The organism is uncultured Limosilactobacillus sp. (genome assembly GCF_934202705.1).
Lineage (GTDB): Bacteria > Bacillota > Bacilli > Lactobacillales > Lactobacillaceae > Limosilactobacillus.
In genome coordinates this window covers 116,030-135,822 of sequence record NZ_CAKPYE010000003.1, presented here as the reverse complement: position 1 = coordinate 135,822, position 19,793 = coordinate 116,030, and the positions used below count along the sequence as shown (strand labels likewise).

9 protein-coding genes are annotated in these 19,793 nt (G+C 43.6%); 6 read left to right on the top strand and 3 right to left on the bottom strand.

All coding sequences use genetic code 11. The features are described 5' to 3' along the window. Positions 1-167: 167 nt before the first annotated feature. Complete coding sequence (locus Q0C76_RS02835; RefSeq protein WP_295729462.1) at positions 168-2,312, top strand: YSIRK-type signal peptide-containing protein; 2,145 nt, start codon at positions 168-170, stop codon at positions 2,310-2,312. Continuing rightward, positions 2,296-7,245, top strand: coding sequence for a mucin-binding protein (locus tag Q0C76_RS02830; RefSeq protein ID WP_295729461.1), 4,950 nt, complete (start codon positions 2,296-2,298; stop codon positions 7,243-7,245). Before Q0C76_RS02835 ends, Q0C76_RS02830 begins: the two co-directional genes overlap by 17 nt. Positions 7,246-7,318: 73 nt before the next feature. Here the strand turns inward: Q0C76_RS02830 and Q0C76_RS02825 are convergent, their stop codons facing one another. Then, on the bottom strand, positions 7,319-7,867 hold the full coding sequence (locus Q0C76_RS02825; protein ID WP_295729460.1) for a PepSY domain-containing protein: 549 nt from the start codon (positions 7,865-7,867) through the stop codon (positions 7,319-7,321). Positions 7,868-8,234: 367 nt separating this feature from the next. On the opposite strand from Q0C76_RS02825, the gene Q0C76_RS02820 reads away from it, so the two are divergent. The 4 genes from Q0C76_RS02820 to Q0C76_RS02805 all read left to right on the top strand — a co-directional run bounded on the left by Q0C76_RS02820 (position 8,235) and on the right by Q0C76_RS02805 (position 17,514). Then, positions 8,235-10,460, top strand: a complete 2,226-nt coding sequence (locus tag Q0C76_RS02820; RefSeq protein ID WP_295729459.1) for a pectate lyase-like adhesive domain-containing protein — start codon at positions 8,235-8,237, stop codon at positions 10,458-10,460. After that, the gene (locus Q0C76_RS02815; RefSeq protein ID WP_295729458.1) at positions 10,461-14,825 is read left to right on the top strand and encodes a Rib/alpha-like domain-containing protein; all 4,365 of its coding nucleotides are present in this window, start codon (positions 10,461-10,463) and stop codon (positions 14,823-14,825) included. A gap of 167 nt (positions 14,826-14,992) precedes the next feature. Then, positions 14,993-16,318, top strand: a complete 1,326-nt coding sequence (locus tag Q0C76_RS02810; RefSeq protein ID WP_295729457.1) for an APC family permease — start codon at positions 14,993-14,995, stop codon at positions 16,316-16,318. An 11-nt stretch (positions 16,319-16,329) separates the two neighbouring features. Beyond that, entirely contained in the window at positions 16,330-17,514 is a 1,185-nt protein-coding gene (locus tag Q0C76_RS02805) for a DUF3114 domain-containing protein (protein WP_367268461.1), read from the top strand. A gap of 18 nt (positions 17,515-17,532) precedes the next feature. On the opposite strand, the gene Q0C76_RS02800 is transcribed toward Q0C76_RS02805, so the two are convergent. Both Q0C76_RS02800 and nhaC read right to left on the bottom strand, forming a co-directional pair. Next, positions 17,533-17,853, bottom strand: a complete 321-nt coding sequence (locus tag Q0C76_RS02800) for a MazG-like family protein (RefSeq protein ID WP_295729455.1) — start codon at positions 17,851-17,853, stop codon at positions 17,533-17,535. A gap of 193 nt (positions 17,854-18,046) precedes the next feature. Continuing rightward, complete coding sequence (gene nhaC / locus Q0C76_RS02795; RefSeq protein WP_295729556.1) at positions 18,047-19,471, bottom strand: Na+/H+ antiporter NhaC; 1,425 nt, start codon at positions 19,469-19,471, stop codon at positions 18,047-18,049. Between the last annotated feature and the right edge of the window lie 322 nt (positions 19,472-19,793).

Below are 19,793 nucleotides of genomic sequence, written 5' to 3'. Positions count from 1 at the left end.
AAACTGAATGAGAAGCGTTATTTTTTAATTAATTAACGTTATCCTATATAAATGTCTTAATAAATGCATATAAATAGTATTATAGCTCAATAATATTGTCTATATATGAACTTATAATACAAAAACGAGCTATACTATTCATTAGTAAATAAAGGGGGATATGTTGAATGGTTGCAAAGAATAATTTGCAGAATCGATTGAAACAAAATGCACGGCGGATTCCGCATTATGGAATCCGTAAGCTCAGTATTGGTGTGGCTTCGGTTCTTTTAGGAACCACCCTATATTGGGGAGCAGCTAATTCTACACCGGTTCATGCCGATGTGACTGCTACGCCCCAACAAGATGAAGTTGATCAAAATGTGCCAGAGAGTGAAGCTAGCCATCGCCAAGCCGTAACACTTTCGACATCGAACACAGCAGTTAAGCACCAAACAGAAGCGAAGGTGCAAAACCTGGCTCAGCAAAATTCGGCAACAAAACCAGCAGCTGATACGGCACCATCAGTTCAGGTGCAAACTAATTCTAAGCAAACGAGCTTAGTTAGTGGGAATCAGCAGTCAGTGACTTTAGATGATGGATCGACGCTAACCATCGACCATAATATTGTTAATTCCAGTAATCCGACAGCTAAGCTAACTTTTAAATCCCATAGTTTTCAAGCTGGTGATACTTATACGATTCGCATTCCGCAATCGTTTTTAAGCAGTGAATCAGACGTTGCCAAATTAGCGCCAGCCTTCGGTACGACAACGGTCACGCTCCAGATTGAAGCGGGGCAGCCGGATGGTTGGTGGATAATCAAAGATAAATTTATTAACTCAGGAACCATTGCTCAGGATATTGTTCTTCGTGATGCACAACCAGTTGATAAATTTTATAAGCAGGAATGGTCGCCGTATGCATTAATCAGTGGGCAGATTTCATTGGCTAAAAATGCTGGTTCAGCAAAGCAACTGACCTTTGCCAGTGAAGAGGATTCGTTGACAAACATTGATGCCAGCTTTCATTTGTATCATGGCGATTTTCAGTATCCGGTTAATAACCATGGCCATTACCAAGGTAAAATTGGGATTTCCTATGGTTCATCAAGAACGGACCAACACTTAAAGTATTTTGACGTTGCTCGTTCTTTCCATGACATTAACGTTCAAATGCCGTTGCCAGAGGAAATGCAATTAAGTTCTTCGCAGGTAACGGTAATTGATGATTATGGCAAAGTATTAGGCACTGCCAAGGCGACTGAAAATAATGGCGTCCTTAATATTAATCAGGTGAAGTTAAATGCGGATCAATTGCCAAGTGAATCGGCCTATTCTACTGATGCGTACGTTTTTAATTTCTTATTTAACTTTACCGTTAATGTTGACGACAGTCGCTTTGCTAATGGTCGAAAGACAGTTACGGTGGGGAATGCGATTGGTCTGCCGACAACGTTAAATATTAAGAGTCAAATTAAAACATTAAATTCCAAAGTTGACGTGAATGGTAGTAACGATGCTAACTTCCAAATGACGGTCGAACAGCCAGATCATAATGAACATGGTGACATAGCTTTGCTTAAAAACAACGCGGTCATCTACCAACATGGGGCTAACTATACCTTTGGCCCTTATCAATTGAACAGTAGTACTACGCAAACGATTAATGGGCAACACTATGAAGGAGCGGATGGTACTCGAGATATTATGGTACCGCTCCAGAACAATTCGAATGACACGATTGCGGATGTGAACGTCCATATTGATTTCCCAGACGGTGTCAACATTTATCGTTTGCAGGTTAATAACGAAGGTAGTTTAGAAGGTGCTGATCGGATTACGGCAGTTTTAACAGATGGCACCCAGGTTGTCCTAACACCGCATGATTGGCAGTCGAAGATGAAAGCTAGCACCATGTTTAACTTATTTAGTGGTTATTCAAATGACATGGGAGTCAAAGGGATTGTGCTTGGTTCAGGTCATGCAGCCTTTAAATCGTTAGATATTCACTATGCCCATGTTTATGGTGGGGCAACATTTGGTTTGCCCGCCAACTTTGGTCAATTCACCTATGCGACTGCGGATAAATATACTAATGGTCAGACAGTTCAGATTGGCGATGAGATGAACCTTATGACGACGGTAACGTCACCGTCGTTCGCTCAGCCACTAGTGGGCGCTTCGACACACTTTCTAGTAATTGCTAAGCAACCAGCTAGCAGCGGGAGTGCTGCACAAATTGTGGTGAGTCAAAATACTAATAACGGGAAAACTCCATCAACAGTTAATGCTGGACAGATTGAGTATTCAATCGATGGATATCAGGAATAATTACAAGCCACAACTGAAAAAGCCGGTTGCTTATCTGGTTTTGCCTGATAATGTGGTTTCAATTAATGGACAACAATTAGGACAAAACATTCAGGTGACGACGGGTGATGGTCATCAGGTAATTAATCCTAAGGCAGTCTCATTACAGGTAATTGATGGTCATCAGGTGATCATGGTGGACTTGTCAAATTACAACAACCTTTATGATGGTTTTGACGTCACGGTCAAGGGATTATCGAATGTTCCGGACTGGCAAACCACCACGAAGCCGGTGGCAATGCTAGTTGCTTCAAAGCAATTTGCTAATAATAATACTCATTTTCTTAAGCAACGAGCAACTGTTGATACCTATCAAGGCACGTTTAAATCTTTGTTCAAGACAATCGCTCAGAATGACCACTTGGCAGCTGCCAATACGCTGATAGATGAAAATGGTCACTGGGATATTGTTGTGGCAAAGGGAGCCACTGTCGGCACCATGACGTCAACCACTGATCAACCGGCGCCAGCGCTGCAAACAAGTCAATCGGATCATACCGGTAACCAGATGAAAGTTTATAATTCGATCATCAATGGTCAAAACATTCCGCTGCCGAATGTAAAGTCAGTAATTGACCTTGATGATGGGCAGACGACTGGTCACTTTGCTTCCATCCTGACCGGACCAGCAACGGTGATTAATATGTCTACCAATCAACCGGCTTCGGGCATTACGATTCGTTATGCCACACAGAATTATGATCTGAAGAATCTAACGGATGCGCAATTAGCCCAATTTAAGACGGCAGATCAAATTACGGATTGGTCCAAGGTTAAAGCCCTTCTAGTAACGGCTGACAATGTTGCCGCCAATACGACCTATCGTACCGTGATGCCAATCCAAGATCGACATATTTATGACGACGTGAATAAAGTTACGCAAGTCACCAGTAATACTTGGAGCACTAATTCTGATGGTTCGATGGGACTAAAGCCCGTTGTTATTAACATGCAAAGTCCGGTGTCCGCAAAGATTAAGATTAATGGTCAGTCAACGATTAAAACGGTCATTCGCTACACTGACGCGCAGGGGACAAGCCACGATGTCGTCTTAACAGATCAGAATCATCAATATCAGGAAGGAAAAGATCAGATGAAACGATCTGACTTCCTCCAATCAGACCATGATTTAACAGAATTGGACCGCTCTCAATTGCCAGCACATTTAGTTATTGACTACGCTCATCCCACGATTGAAAATTCACATGAAAGCTATTTAAACGATTACGCTAACGGCACGGCGGCCTTTGGACAGACAGCCAAGTATGACTTCGATCAGGATGCAGTAGTCTTTAAAGCGGTGATTGGGACACCGATTACGGCTAAACATACCGTTAAAGAAACCATTCACTATGTTTACGCGGATGGCAGCAAGGCCCATGATGATACGGAATCCAGCCATGATTTCACTGGCACTGGGTACAAAGATCCACAAACTGGCCGCATTGTTTGGAATGGGTCGGCAGACAGTTATGAATTTCCAGCCGTTACGGTTCCAGATAAAGCTGGCTATACATTCAAAGTATCGCCAACGGCCAACTACGATGCCGCTAATTCACAAATAAAGTCCATTACGGTCAATAATGCATCATCAGATGTTGAATATACCGTTACCTACACCCCAATTAAGCAGACCATTGATTATCAAATTGTTGATGATAATAACTCGGGGAATATACTGAAGTCCGCTAACTTAGCTAGTGGTAACTCTGCTAGTGACGTTCCAGCCAGTGCCAAGACTGATTTGCAACAGGTTGTGAATGGTTATCTTGGTCAAGGTTATGTCTTAAAGGACAGTTACCTAGTGCCAACGAAGTTTGATACTGATGATCAAGATAACCAGACGGTAACGGTTCATCTGTTACATGGGACAACGGTATCGAGTGAACCCAAGACGGTGACGCGGACGATTGCTTACTATGACCAGACGACGGGTGCAAAGTTGCCGGACACGCTAGTTAAGCATGATCCACAAACGGTTTCCTTTACTCGAACAGCAGTTACGGATACCGTAACACATCAGCTGATTGGTTATAATACTTCTGGTGACTACACCGAATATCAGGGTGCTAATGGTCAGCAGGTGAAAGTTTACAAGGTTGACCAGACTAATGGTGATCAAGCTTGGCAAGCAAGCGATCCAGACTGGGCCTCAGTCACTAATCCTGATTTACGCAGTCATGGCTATGAACCAGCCACGGATGAATCAGGAACCGCAATGCCAACGATTGCCAGGATCACGGTGGGAGCAAATGACGATGATCAAACCGTCAAGGTTTACTATGCTGAACACGTGGTTCCGGTTAACGCCACCACGAAGGTCACGGCGGACCAGCCAGTAGGCAAAGACGGCCCTTATCAGTGGCCAGCCAAGACCAATTTTGATGCCAGGGATTACCAGTCACAATCGACACGGCAGATTTCCTACCAGTATAGTAATGGCGGGCAAGCATCCAACCCGGTTACCGAAACGGTGACCTTTAATCGGACCGGGAAGCTGAACCTGGTTACCGGTGCAGTAGTACCGAATAACGATTGGATGGCAACTTCGTCAACTATTAATCAAAGTGGTCGGACAACGAGTGGACAGGATGTTCATAAATATGAAGTCGTGGCTTCACCAGAGATTCATGGTTATACTGCAGATCAATTGAGTGTCCCAGCAGTTAAGGCTCAACAGGGCCAAAATGCTAAAGATGTTGTGGTGACTTACAAAGCCGATCCGCAAAAACTGACCTACACCATTAAGGATGAAACGACTGGGACGACACTCAAAGATAAAGCAGCATTAGAAAATGGTGTATCAGATCAGACTATCAGTAGTGATACTCAGCGGACTTATCAAACCATCGTTAAGCAATATCAAGATCAAGGCTATGTCGTGGTTGCCGACAAATTACCTGCTAAATACGATCATGATGATCAAACCGACCAAAATGTGTTCTTACACTTGTATCACAAAGTTCAAAGGGTCACGGGAACAGATCAGAAGTTGCCTGACAAGAGTAAGTTAAGTTTGAGCGACTTGAAGAAGACAGCTACTTTAGAGGTTAACTACGTTAATAACGACGGTAGTATCTTTACTGGTCATGTTCCAACTAACGCTCGTCAACAAGTCACCTTAATTGGAACAGCCTACATTGATTTAGTCACTGGTAAGCTGACCAATGCGCCAGTGAAGGACCAGCAAGGAAACGAAATCGTGGATTCTGCCAACCATGACACCCCAACCATTAACTGGCAATCAGCAACCACCCAGGCGGTTCCATCACCAGCGGAGACGGGTTATCACACGACTACTCCACAGCTGGCTCCATTGACGATTACAGTTGATAACGACGCTAATCAAGACCAAGGCTTAACGGACGGCGCCACCGTAACGCTGACCAAGGGAACGACTACGGCCAAGATTACCCGGGCGATTAAATATGCGAAGGACCCAACCGTCGAGGTTAAATACGTGGATCAAGATAATGATGGTGCAGAGATTCCCGGCACTGGTTCAAAGGTCTTAACGGGAACCGCTGGTCAAACAGTTGATTACAAGACTGCTTCTACTCTGAATAGTTTGAAACAACAAGGTTATGTCCTGGTCGATAACGGTAACGGCTTTGACCCAACGGGTGAGGCGCCAAAATATGGTGACGATGATAAGCCAACCGTTACCTATACGGTTACCTTGAAGCACGCCACGATTATGGTTCAACCAAACAAGCCAAAGACGCCAAAAGATACCTTACCGGATCACCCTGGTCAGAAATACCCAAAGGGCGTTGATCATGATGACTTAAACAAATCGGTTACTCGCTGGATTAGTTTGCACCGACCGAACGGGATTACTGATAATACGACCCAGACGGTGCACTTTACACGGACAGCAATAGTTGATGAAGTTACTGGTCATGTCGATCACGGAGAGTGGACGATTAAGAAAGGGACGACTGATAAGTGGGCGGCATATCAAACACCCTCACTCAGTGGGTACACACCAACGGTCACGCATCTTTCAATGGTACCGGTTAACTACAAGATGAATAATCAAACTGTGGACATTAGTTACACGCCTCATCAGCAGACGATTGACTACCGGATTATTGACGATAATACGCGGACAATGATCAGTGGTAACCAGCCAGTTCATTTAGTCAAAGGATTGTCTGATCATGGGGTGCCAACTGAAGCTCACCAAAAGCTTGACCAAATCATTCGTGATTGTCAGAAGCATGGATATGTACTGGTCAGTGGCAACCAGGTACCGAACCAGTTTGATCATGACGATGATGATAACCAATTAATCACTGTTCATGTTAAGCATGCCAAGATCGTGGTAACACCAGATCAAACGAAGACGACACAAGATCCGCTGCCGGATAATCCAGGTAAGAAGTACCCAACTGGCGTTGATCATGATAATCTGAATCAAACCATTACCCGAACGATCAACTTGCACTTGCCAGATGGATCTATCAAGACAATCCACCAGGACGCTCATCTGACGCGGACGGCAACGGTCGATGAGGTCACTGGACAAGTAGTTTATGGACCGTGGACAACGACTAATTGGCCAGTTTATGATGTGCCAACGATCAGTGGCTATACGCCGAGTCAGTCATTCATTCGGACGGCAACAGTAACGCAAACGACCACTTCAACTACGGTGGACGTTTACTACTCTGCTATACCACAACCAAAGAATGGTCAACTAAGCGGGCAGCACTCAGGCGTGGTTAATAATGATCGCGGTGCCCATCGTCAAAACACGGCTAGTTCACAATCACAACGGCTGCCACAAACTGGTAATCAAGCTGCTCAAGCGACAGTCGGCATTGGGCTGAGCGCATTATTGAGTATGGTTGGGTTGTTATCGGTCGGACGCCGTAAGAAAAATCATTAATTAATAATTATTGAGTCAAAAAAGCTCGGGAAACCAATTTGGTTTTCCGAGCTTTTTCTACTGTGCTGATGGCTTAATCGTCTTGTTCGTTGCTGATCACTTTTTGGTTATCAGCATTAATTTTGACATCGTGTTGTTGATGACCGTGGCTAACTTCAATTTCCCAAACCGGGGTGCCATTTTCATAACTTAAATCCCAACTAGTTGCTTTACCCGACTTAGCTGCCTTTTCGGCTATTTTGGTGGCCTGTTTACGAGTGATTAACTTACTGAGGTCCAAGGCCGTATCTTGATCATCGTCATCCAGTTGTTCAGAATGCTTGTTAATGATCTTGCCACTCTTGGCATTAATCGTTAAGTCATGTTCTTGCTGGTCATCACGACCGGAAATTTCATAACGGTAGCCGCCCATTTTTTTCTCCAATTGGACTTCAACCACTTTACTGTTTTTGAATGTCTTTTGAAATTTCTTGACGGCAGTTTTTTCGGAAATTTGGATGGCACTAGTGCTGGCAGAAACGGATGGAGTTGCAGCGATAGCAACCCCGCCTAAAGCACTCGTCGTCAATACTGTGATTGCCAATCCATTGATGAGCTGCTTTTTTAAGCTTGATGTTTTCATTGTTAACCTCCTATGGATGCAGTTAATTAAGCTTCATGGTTAATTATACCGAAAAAGGGTGAAAGAATTGTGAATTCAGTGCAATTAAATAATATTTTCTAGTGATTAATTGGTTGATAAAACACTTATCTTTTGATCAGAAAAAGGTCCTACCAAAAGTGAATGATACGTTATCAACGGACCAATGATTTTGTCAAAAATTAAAAACATATAATTTGAATTTAATATGATTAAAAAATCATTTAAAACTGTTGGGGGGTAGAATCCGTTGATTTAATAGCGTTTTAAAAATATTTAGTAAAATAAATAACCATTTATAGAAAAAGTGTTTATAATACTAGCAACTGAAGTAATGGAGGTTACGACTATGTTATCAAGTAATAATCATCAAGAGTTATTTCGGAAGCAAGAGCCAAAACGACAACGGTTTACGATTAAAAAGTTAACCGTCGGGGTTGCTTCCGTTTTGATTGGTTTTACATTTATGGGATTAAATGCTGCTGCTAAGGCGGATACGCAAGTTCCAGCTGCAACATCTGAAACGACCACCACGGCAACCAGCGATGATCAAGCAGCTTCAACATCGAAGAAAAATGAAGCAACAACGACATTGCCAAAGAACGATGCAACGAATGCTTCAACAAATCAAGCAGCAACGCTGAAAGATGAAAAGGCAGCCAATCCATCTGCTAATGCGACAACTCATTCAGCTAACGCGAATGCTAGTGAAGCCACACCGGTAGCTGATTCTACTGGTCAAACTGCAACTGCTAGTGATGCACAAGGCTTGATTAACGGCTTAAATGATGCCAACGTTGGTACAATTAATATCAACAGTGACATTAATCTTGGAACTGAGAATTGGTGGACAATTGATCACCAAAATGCTGCGCGTCATGTTGTGATCAACGGGAACGGTCATACCATTGACTTTGGTAAGTCATATCTCTATCTCAAAGATGCAACTCAAAGTTCAGATGACGCTAAGTGGAATCTTGAATTTAAGAATATGACAATTCGCAGTGTAGGTGATGGTACCCACAGCAAACAAGGAATTGTATATACAGAAGATCTTAGTCGGAAGCATGCAGCAGAAGATACGGTAACCTTTAACGGAGTTACTACAACCAATGACACTCAAGTTATCTTATGGAATGAACATACAACAAATGTTGTCTTAAAGGGTAACAACACTCTTAATAGTACGATTAACGCTAATAACAAGTCAGCGATTTTTGCGAACCGGGTTGACGTTATCGATGGAACAACGACGACTAATGTTAAATTTAATAACCCTAATAATGGTGGTACGCAACATGCGGCATTTGCTATTAATATTACTCCTGAGTATGCCGGTAATTTTACCATCAGCAATGGGGCTACATTGAATATCAATGGTTCCGACAGCGTAATGGGAATTCGTTTCCTGAATTGGGCAAAGACTGCCAATATTGATGATGCTAAAACCAGTGTTGTTCATGTTAATGGTAATTTGAACATGAACATGGGTAAAGGCGCTTCAACCGCTATTCTGGCATCATATGTCGATGTTACGTCGACTGGTGTAATTAATATCAATACTAAGCAAGACTGTACTGACGGTGGTGCTGGCGACTTAGTAATTAGTCAAGCTGGGACTCACTTTGGTGTCATTGCGGGTGGTATTGAAGCAAGTGATAACTATGCGGGAATTCGTGACGCTGGAACAATTAAAATTTCCCGTGAAGGTGTCGCCCAATCCAATCAACCATTAATTTCATATGGTGATGCGACATTATCATCAGGAAAAACCTTTACGATTGATGTTAAAGATGGGGCTATCTTGAACTTGTCAGATTCAGCACAAAACACAGGTGCATTAGTTGATAGTGCTAATCATAGATCTAAAGTTGGCTTAATCACGATGTGGGGAACCAGCGGTACGAACGTTATCAACATTGATAATCCAAAGTATGTCAACTTACAACGGACTGGTGCGCAAAGTGGGAACCTCTTGCGTCTTGAAGGTAGTTCTAATGATGTTTGGATTAATCATAATAAAAACAATGCCGTGACCCCAGTTGAACAATGGCTCCAAGGGAATACCACGACAACACCAAATTATGTTTGGTATCTAGAATCTGAACATAACCAGAACCCATGGGGTGACAAGGCTAACCAATTTATCGCTCAAGGGCAGCATGCTCATGGTGGCAGCTTGCCTGATGGCGTCGACCAATTCTACAACTCGAATGGTCAAGTTGCGATGGCTGCTAACCAAGCCGGTGACGGAACTGCTAAGTTTGATAATGGTAACTTTGCTTCAAATGCCGGCGAAGGGGTTTCATATCAAACGCCATACCTTAACCAGTTCTTAAATAACTTTAGTTGGTGGAAGCCACAACGACTTGCCATGGGAACTGAGTTAAATAGTGATGGTCAAATTAAAGATGATCAAAAGTATCAGCCAGAAGTTCAAACCATTAATGCTACGACTGATCAGACACTGAATGATTTGCAGCCTATTAATGGGATTAAAGACCTGATTGGCCCGGATGGCAAGATTAATAAGTCTGACGACCAGTTTAATCAATTGGTCAACAAAGTTGAATGATTGAAGAGTACTGACCAAACGGAATGGAATACGACCATGGTTAAACCTGACGGTACTGCTCAAGAATTTCCAACTAACCCAATCGGTAAGCTGACGACTGGCGATACTTCAGCATGGGCAAAGGTAACCTATCAAGATGGGTCGGTTGACTTTGTTAAGATTCCACTGAAGGTTACTGAACAAACTGCAACTGATGCTGATCAAAACACACCTAATGGTCAAGACATTAACGCTACACAAAATGAAGACTTAACCAACAAGGCTGGGGAGGCAATCAGCAACAAGGATGCTTTACCAGCAGGGACGAAGTATACCTGGGTTAACACGCCAGATACGTCCAAAGTTGGTGTGGTTCCAGCAATCGTGAAGGTCACTTACCCAGATAACTCAGTTGATTTGGTACCAGTAAATGTGATTGTTGGTGACACTTCAAAGCCAGCTGATAAGAATGATACTGATGCCGACAAGAATGATCCAAGTGGAAAAGCTATTGATACGACCGTTGGGCAAACCCCAGATCCTAGTCAAGGGGTAGAATGGCCAAGTGGACAACCAACTGGTGGCACGCCAACTTATACTTGGTCACAAACGCCAGATGTCTCCACGGTTGGTAACCATCCAGGAGTTGTGAAGGTTACTTACCCAGACGGCTCAGTAGATTATGTACCAACCGTCGTCAATGTTACTGATCCAAGCCATCAAGGGACTGATGACGCAAGCAAGAATAATCCGATCAATGGTTCTGCGACTGCGGTGCTTGGTAACTTACCAAACATTAATGATGTCAACATTAACTGGGGTAAGACTGCTGATGGTCAACCAGCAACTAAACCTGAGGGGACTACGGTAACTTGGACGGCTCAAACACCGAACGTGAACAAGCCGGGTGAATCAACCGGTTTAGCACTTGTTAAGTATGCGGACGGTTCAGAAGACTATGTTCCAGTAAACGTCAAGGTTACTTATACTAAACCAGAGACAACTGGAGTTACAACAACGCTTAATGACACTCCAGATGCAACTAAAGGCATCACTAACTTGGATAAGGATAGCAAGGGTGCCGGAATTCCATCAGGTGCTGAGTGGGCTGATCCAGATAAGATCAGTCATGATATTACAAACGTCACGACTACTCCAATTGACGAAACGGTAACTGTTCAATATAAGAATGCTGACGGTAAGGTTATTTACAGTGAAAACGTTACAGTTCCTTTGACGGTTACGACACAGCATACAGATACTCGGACAGATGCCGAGAAGTATGAACCAAGCTATAAGCCATTAACCGTTGCTCAAGGTACGGCTGCCACTGATGAAGTTCAATATGCTAAGGATGGCAATGTGAACGAAAGTCAACCATCTGGTGAAACGTATGCGTTCAAAGATGGTTATACTGCGCCAGCTGGGGTTACGATTGATTCTCATACTGGGACCATTAGTTTCAACGATAAAGTAGCTGCTGGTCATTACTTAATTCCAGTTAAGGTTACCTATGCCGACCATACTACTGATAATGTCAATGCTTCAGTAGCAATTACTGGAGTTGATCACGGCGATCATCAAACGATTATTTATGGTCAAAACACTACGACCTCATACACGATTGCGGAATACACTGCCCACAAGACCACTGATGGTAGTGAAACTGTGACAGCCCCTGCGGTTGAAGAAATTACCTTTAAGAATCAGGATGCTAACTGGAACACAATTAGTTCTGTGACCTACAAGTTAAATGCCGCGGGCACCGAATACGTTGCCCAAGGTGCCATTGTTGATGGCAGTGGACACCCAATTCAATTAATGAATGGTCAAAATGCGGTTCAATCCTTCTCTGCTAGTGATGTTAAGACTAACTGGAAGGATGGTTTCACACCAATTACTAACACTACCAACTTTAGTCAAACTGGTACTGGGACTTCTACAGCCCAAGCTCAATATGGTGATCCAAATAGTGAACAACGGACCGGTGAAGGCGAGAACTTACCTGGTAACTCGAAGACGCGGGTAACAATTGCGCTTTCTGGACAAGCTGCTGACTTGTTAGCAAATCCAAGTTGGAGCAATGCCTTTGGTAATATTTACGGAGCTACGACTGGTAATACGGAAACCTTTAAGCAAGGACAAGACATCAGTGGCTTATCACAGGATGAATTCCGGAAGTTAATTAATGTCACTGACCTTGGTCAAGCTGGCTGGAATGGTCAAAACATTAATCCAAATGCACCAAAAGTTTTGGCTTACGTTGAAGGTACTGATCATTCACGTCAATTTGCCATGACTTGGGCACCAAACGGTATGCCATCAACGGCAACTGTTAAGAATGGTGTCACTGGGACGGTGCGGATCAGTTTCAATGATGGGACGTACCTGGATGTTCCAGCTACCATCAACGTGGTTGCAAATCCAAATACTGACAAGCCTGACGATCAAAAGACGAGCTTCAACCAGAAGATTTCTTACCGATACGAGGGTCAAGAAGTGGCCAGCTTTACGATTAATGATATTGCTAAGGGTTCTAGCTTAAGTGCGGATCAATTGAAGAATGCAATTGATGATAATGTTCCAGCTAACTACAGTATTGATGATCACTATACTTACCCAGTTGCCGAAAACAACATTACTGCACAACCGGCGGAACTTATCGTGCCATTGAAGCAAAGCAAGCAGCAACATGATGATTCCAACTATGATGCAACAGTCAAGGTTCAGTATGTTGACGATACCAACCCGAGTGCACCAACGCCATTGAAGACGAAGGATGGCAAAGATGAATTAACCTTTGAATTCAACAAGAAGCAAGGGCTTAAGGCTGACATCTTGAAGACCAATATTGATAGCAACATTCCAGCTGGTTGGAAGATTGCACCAGGATTTGTTTACCCAGGCGACCAAACCGACGATAATACGATTACTGTTAAGTTAGTTAAGAATACGGTTACCCCAGGTCAACCAGGTGTAACGCCAGATAATCCTAACTACAAAGACTTGTTTACGACCTCAACGCGGACGATCAATGTTTACAAGACTGATAACTCAGCGATTGATCACACTGAAGAGCAAAAGATCACCTTTGGTCGGACGGGTGTGCTGGATCAATACACTGGCAAGATCATTGCAGATTCAGAAGGCGATTGGTACGTTTACAACACCACAACTAATAAGTTGACAAAGGACAAGACTGGAACTTGGGCAGCATACACTAGCATTGCTGATGCCCCAGAAGGTTATGAATACTTGATTGATGGGACGAAGACGACCGATAAGAAAGTTGTAGCGGTCAACGATGTTCAGCCAAATACTAACAAGACTGTCGATGTTAAGTATGTGGCTAAGGACTCTACTCCAGTGAAATACGATCCAAATGACAAGAACATGAACAAGGATGTTACGCGGACGATCACGATTTACAAGACGGATGGTACCACTGAAACTAAGACGCAAACTGTTCACTTTGTTCGTGGCGGTGAAGGTCAAAATGCCGGAACCAAAGATCAGGATGGACACATCACTTGGACACCATGGACTGTTGCCACTAAGCATGATAATACTTGGCAGTCAACTGGTGCCTCAACAGGAACCTGGGCTGAATATCCAGTTGATCAAGTCGATGGTTACAAGTCAACGGTTGATGGTCATGAGGCAACGCAAGTTAACCAACAGCCTGTAACGGCTGACACGGCAAATGCTAATGTTGTGGTTGCCTACACGAAGACGACGGATCCAACGAATCCATCCATCAACCCGAACAAGCCTGGTGACAAGTACAAGGGGATGTTTGCTCACCCAACGCGGACCATTAACGTTAAGAACCCATTAACTGGTGAAACTAATACAACCACGCAAACGGTATGGTTCGGTCGGACGATGACGACTTCAACTGATCCAAACGTTGCCCCAACTTATGGCGAGTGGCAATTAGGTAAGGTTGAAAATGGTAAGTTTGTTGCCACACCAGACGGTACTGCTAAGTGGGACGCATTTAATGCGCCAACCTTTGCCGGCTATACGCCATCACAAGCTAAGGTTGCTGCAGAAAATGTAACTGCTGAAACTGCAGATGCTCAGGTAACGATCACTTACACGAAGGATAATGGCGGCCAACCAAACCATCCAGGTGGTGGTGATCAACCAACTAAGCCAACCAACCCAGATCACGGCAACGGCAGTGGCAATGGTAATGGTCAAGGCAATAATGGCTTAAATGACCACGGAAATGTTCAACAAAGCACTTCCAATGGTAACCATAGTAAGACCACTTTGCCACAAACTGGTAATCAGAGTAATGCAGCCGCAATTGCTGGATTAGGATTAGCTGGTTTCACGGCATTGTTAGGACTTGCTGGTAAAAAGCGTGACCATGACTAAAAAATAAGATTATTATTTGATAACCTCACTGAAGAGATTAGCGATTTGACAAAAAACGCTAATCTCTTTTTTTATCCGCCCGAAGCGAGTTATCCTCCCTTCAATCATCGAAACTAAAAAAGCGATATAATTAAGTTGATAAATCAAAGCAAATCGAGGCATTCATTATGAAACAAACAACAAATCAGCATGGTTCCATTGGCGTCGTGGGGGCGACCGCCATTGGGGTTGGTGGAATGATGGGAGCCGGCTTATATACGTTACTCGGTTTAGCAACGAAGTCCGCTGGCGCTTATTTGCCACTATCATTTTTAATTGGCGGGCTAGTAGCGGCCTTCTCAGTTTATTCCTACTCCAAATTAGGGATGAAGTATCCAGATCGGGGTGGGGCTGCCCAATTCCTTGTCAAAGGTTTTGGCGATGGTTTATTGGCTGGTGGCTTGAATGTATTCCAGTACTTAGGCTGGATTATCGCAATGGCCCTGTATGCGACTGGGTTCGCTGAATATGCTTGTCAACTTTTGGGGAAAGATAGCTCTGGTTGGCTGGGAAAAGGCATTAGTATTGTGATTGTGCTACTAGTGGTCTTTGTGAATATCTTAGGTTCCAAACAGGTGGCTCGCGCCCAAACAGCGATTATTGGTTTTGAATTAATCATATTAATTGGCTTTATTATTATTGGGTTTATGCAGGCTCATCTGCCAACAGTGGCAGTAATTCATAGCGGTGATGGCCCACTGGGCGTTTTATCTGCGGCTGGACTGTTATATGTTACTTACGAAGGTTTTGGCGTAGTGACGAATACGGCTGGTAACATGAAAAATCCGCGCAAACAATTACCGCTTGCATTATTCATTTCTTTAGGGATTGTAATGTTTATTTATATCATCGCTAGTTTAGTCGTCTTGACCACCTTGGGAATTCACGGGGCAGTGGCTAATCAAGGACACGTCTTAGCCACCACCGGCAAGGTTGTCTTTGGTAAGGTCGGAATGGTTTTAATTAGTGTAGCTGCTTTGGTGGCTACTGCTTCGGCCGTCAATTCGACGATGTTCGGCGATGAAAACTTAGCAATTCGAATTGCTAAAATTGATGAAATTCCACCAAAGTTTGGTGCGATGACTTGCATTGGCGGCACGTGGGGGCTCTTCTTTACCTCATTTTTGGTATGCATTTTTATCGTGATTTTTCCGCTAGCTTCAGTTGGTCAAATGGCCAGTTTAGCCTTCTTGCTGGTTTATGCGATGGTGAACGCCGGCCACCTGCGGTTGGCAAAACAAACGGGTGCTAAACGCTGGGTCTTAGTTGGCGCAATTGTGCTCAATTTTGCTTTGTTTATTTTGTTATTTGCCCAAACCATTATGAACGGTGAACTTTTAACGTGGTTATCCGTTATTTTCCTGCTGGTGATTAGTTTCGTGGTCGAGGGTGTTTGGCGCCACCATAACCACCAAAATATGCACTGGCTAGTCCAAACTTCCCATACAAAATAGGAGGTGGCTGAATGACCAGACTGCTCAAGCGAATGGTTGATTCAATCAATCGGTTGCTGATTCGGTATTTGATTAAGGTTCCGCAAATCGCACAGTCCTATCAACAACTCATGACTGATGGATGGGGCCCCATTGCAGGAACAGTTTTCTTATGGCAAGTGATGCATGGTCAAAATAGTCAACAATTGCTGAAGAAATTAAGACAAGTTGGGTCGCCAACCTACGTTCGCTTTTTACAAAAATCGCATTTGTCAGCCCATGCACAATTAGCGTTGATGTTAAACCAGCATTTACAGACCACGATTGATGCAGATCGCTTTCTACAGATCACGGGGACACGGTACCGACTAGTGAATCAGCTCGCGCCGCACAGCTGCTTTTTCCCTTATTTACGAGAGTTAGTGGTGCGGGCTTATCCAACTCAGCAAGGGCTCAAAACCGATGAGTTAGGGACTAAAGTGCATTTGTTCCGCAGCTATTTAGATCGGCTGGTGATCCAGTATCTACGCCACTATCAATCAGCGACGGGCATATATACACAGAACGATTATGAGCAACTTTTACTTTATTGTCACGATCATCATTTGGCACTTGATTATCAAACCGGAGCGAATTATCACAACCGGTTTCATGATCACTTTACTTATCCGCGGAACATGAAGGTTCAGTTGATGAAGAACTCCACAGCCCGTCGTTATAATGACGCCCGCATGGTGGAGTTGGTAGTGAACATTGAAACGGGACAATTTGTTTCTGAATGGAATGTTTATCGAGCAACAGCAGATGGTCAAATTGACGCCAAGCCAACACATTATTCACTGACGGAATTACGGGCAGTAGCGGATACAGAATCATTTAATTATGGAATCCCGTATGGTACTTACCATGTACCAGCACGTTATCGAAGCACTCACCAGCGGTTGGATGTTCAGCAACCGTTCAATAGTGCGATTCGTCAGCAGGCTAAGCAATATTGGCAGTTCCCACAAGATTATCAGCGTGGTGGCAGTTATGCAGACATTGTTAAGGATGGTGGTCAGTGGGATGTACAAGCTTGGCAGCTCATTCCTGTAGATCAACGTGCGGTTATTTATCAGCACTTTGTGCGTGATTTGCAAACGTACAAGTTAACTAACTATGGAATTAAACACTATTTAGAACGGAAAACGGCGTTCCCCAATCATCATTCACAATGACTGGCGAACGCCGCTAGTTTAATTTTCTTTCTCAAGATCACTTTGCTTAATAAAGACGCCATCAGGAGTGGTCTTGCCAGTCCGCTGGGCGATGGTTTGATAAGCTTCAGTTAACGCTGCTTGGTGGTCGACACCAACTAATTTACAAAAAATTAAGAGGGCAATTTGCAAGTCGCCAATACTGTCAACGAGTTGAGCATGATTTTGCTTATTGTAAGCTGCCGAAAGCTCACCGACTTCCTCGGCAATTTTCATGAATTCAACCCGAGGGTCCGCTTGATCGATTTTGCGCTCATGGGCCCATTGGTAAATTTTTGAAATTAATGCTTCGTAATCCATGGTGGTCACCTCAATTTTTGATTCGTTAAATTGATTTTATCACTAATTAGGATTGAAATTACGAAGAGTAATTTTAGTATTGATCGTCAAGTTAATTAAATTTCAAACAGGCATCAGCTAGTCCGCTTTCTGATAAGCAACTAGCTGATGCCTGTTGATTTGTGACAACGTTACATTGTTATACGGTTAGGCATTAATCTAAAACTGTGGCCTTTTCTTCTGCTTGATGATGGTTAGTAACGGGTTGCTTGCCTGGGGCCCATTTTAAGCCGAGCCCAGTGAAACCACTTAAAATGGAGAACACTGGAGAAAGTAAACTAAAGAGGGTAAATGGCAGGAAGTGTAAAACCGGAACCCCTAAGGTCGAAGCAACGAACGAACCGGCGACACCCCATGGAATCAAGTAATTAATCACGCTCCCACCGTCTTCAAGAACCCGACTAAGGGCGAGCGGGGATAAGCCAATCTGTTTGAAAGCCCTGCGGAAGGCATTTCCAGGCAGGATGACTGAGAGGTATTGTTCACCAACAAAGAGGTTGACGCCAATGCCGGCAAAGATGGTGGTGGTGACCAGGCGACCAGGCTTTTTAAGCCGTTCAATCAATGGCTTCATTGCACTTTCGATAATCCCTTCATGCATTAAAATTCCCCCAAGAGCTAATGTCATGACGATCAGAGAAACGGTGCCCATCATACTAGCAATACCGCCCCGACTTAACAGTGCATCAACAGCCTTATTCCCTGTTTTAGCAACAAAACCGGATTCAATTAGGGTGGCTAGTTTACTAATGGCAAAGTGCGGCGTTTCAATAAAAATCATCACAATGGAAACAAAGATGTTTAAGAATAAGGTCGGAATGGCTGGGACTTTTCGCCAAGCGCAGACGAACATCAAAATGATTGGTAAGGCTGCCCACCATGACACGCTAAAGTTTGCGGTCAGAATGGATGAGGTTTTTGCAATGGTGGCCATGGAAGTGCCCTTATTCGTTAGTCCTAAGATGGTAAAGACAACGAGAGAAACAACGAAGGCTGGGATCGTCGTCCACATCATATTTTGAATATGGGCGAACAGGTCAGAACCGGCAACCGCGGATGCAAGATTAGTAGAGTCGGAAAGTGGTGACATTTTATCACCGAAGACGGCGCCAGAAATGATGGCTCCAGCCGTTAGGGCTGGATTAATGCCCAAGGTAGCGCCCATCCCAAACAATGCTAGACCAACGGTTGAGACAGTAGTAAAGCCACTCCCGATGGCGAGCCCAACTAAGGAACAGACAATGAAGACTGATGGGACGAAGAATTTAGCACTGATTAAATGGAAACCAAGGACCATCAATGAAGGAATAATCCCGGCTTGAATCCAAACGGCAATCAGACTCCCGATGAGTAAGAAAATAAAAATCGGGACAATGGCGGTTGAAATTCCCTCGGTAATGCCATCAGTAATTTCTTTCCAGGAAGTTTTCCGGAAGGACAGCCAAGCTAATAGTAAGCCGATGACGGTGAGGACGGGAACTTGTGGCGAAAGGCCGAACCCGATCACGCCGCTTCCTAAAATGACTAACATCACAATTAAAATAATGATTGATTCTTGAAAGTTGATTTTTTTCATAATAAGCACCTCATTCGTGAAATAGATTATTAAAGATTATTAGAAAGAGAATGAGTGCTGACTATATCGATGTTGTTTCATAATTAAACCCTCCAAATAAAAAACGTCCCGATTGAGTACAATGACTCAACCAGGACGTTTGACCGCGGTACCACCTAGCTAGAAAGTGCGCAATAACTTTCCACCTTGTATTGGTTGCTAACGGTACCAATGAATCCGTACAAGCGGTAATTCGATTACCTACCCTGCCTGGTTTGCAGCAACCACCAGTTTTCTGAACATTGAGGTAGGTAATCTACTAATTTGGTTACTTGTATTTTTTGAT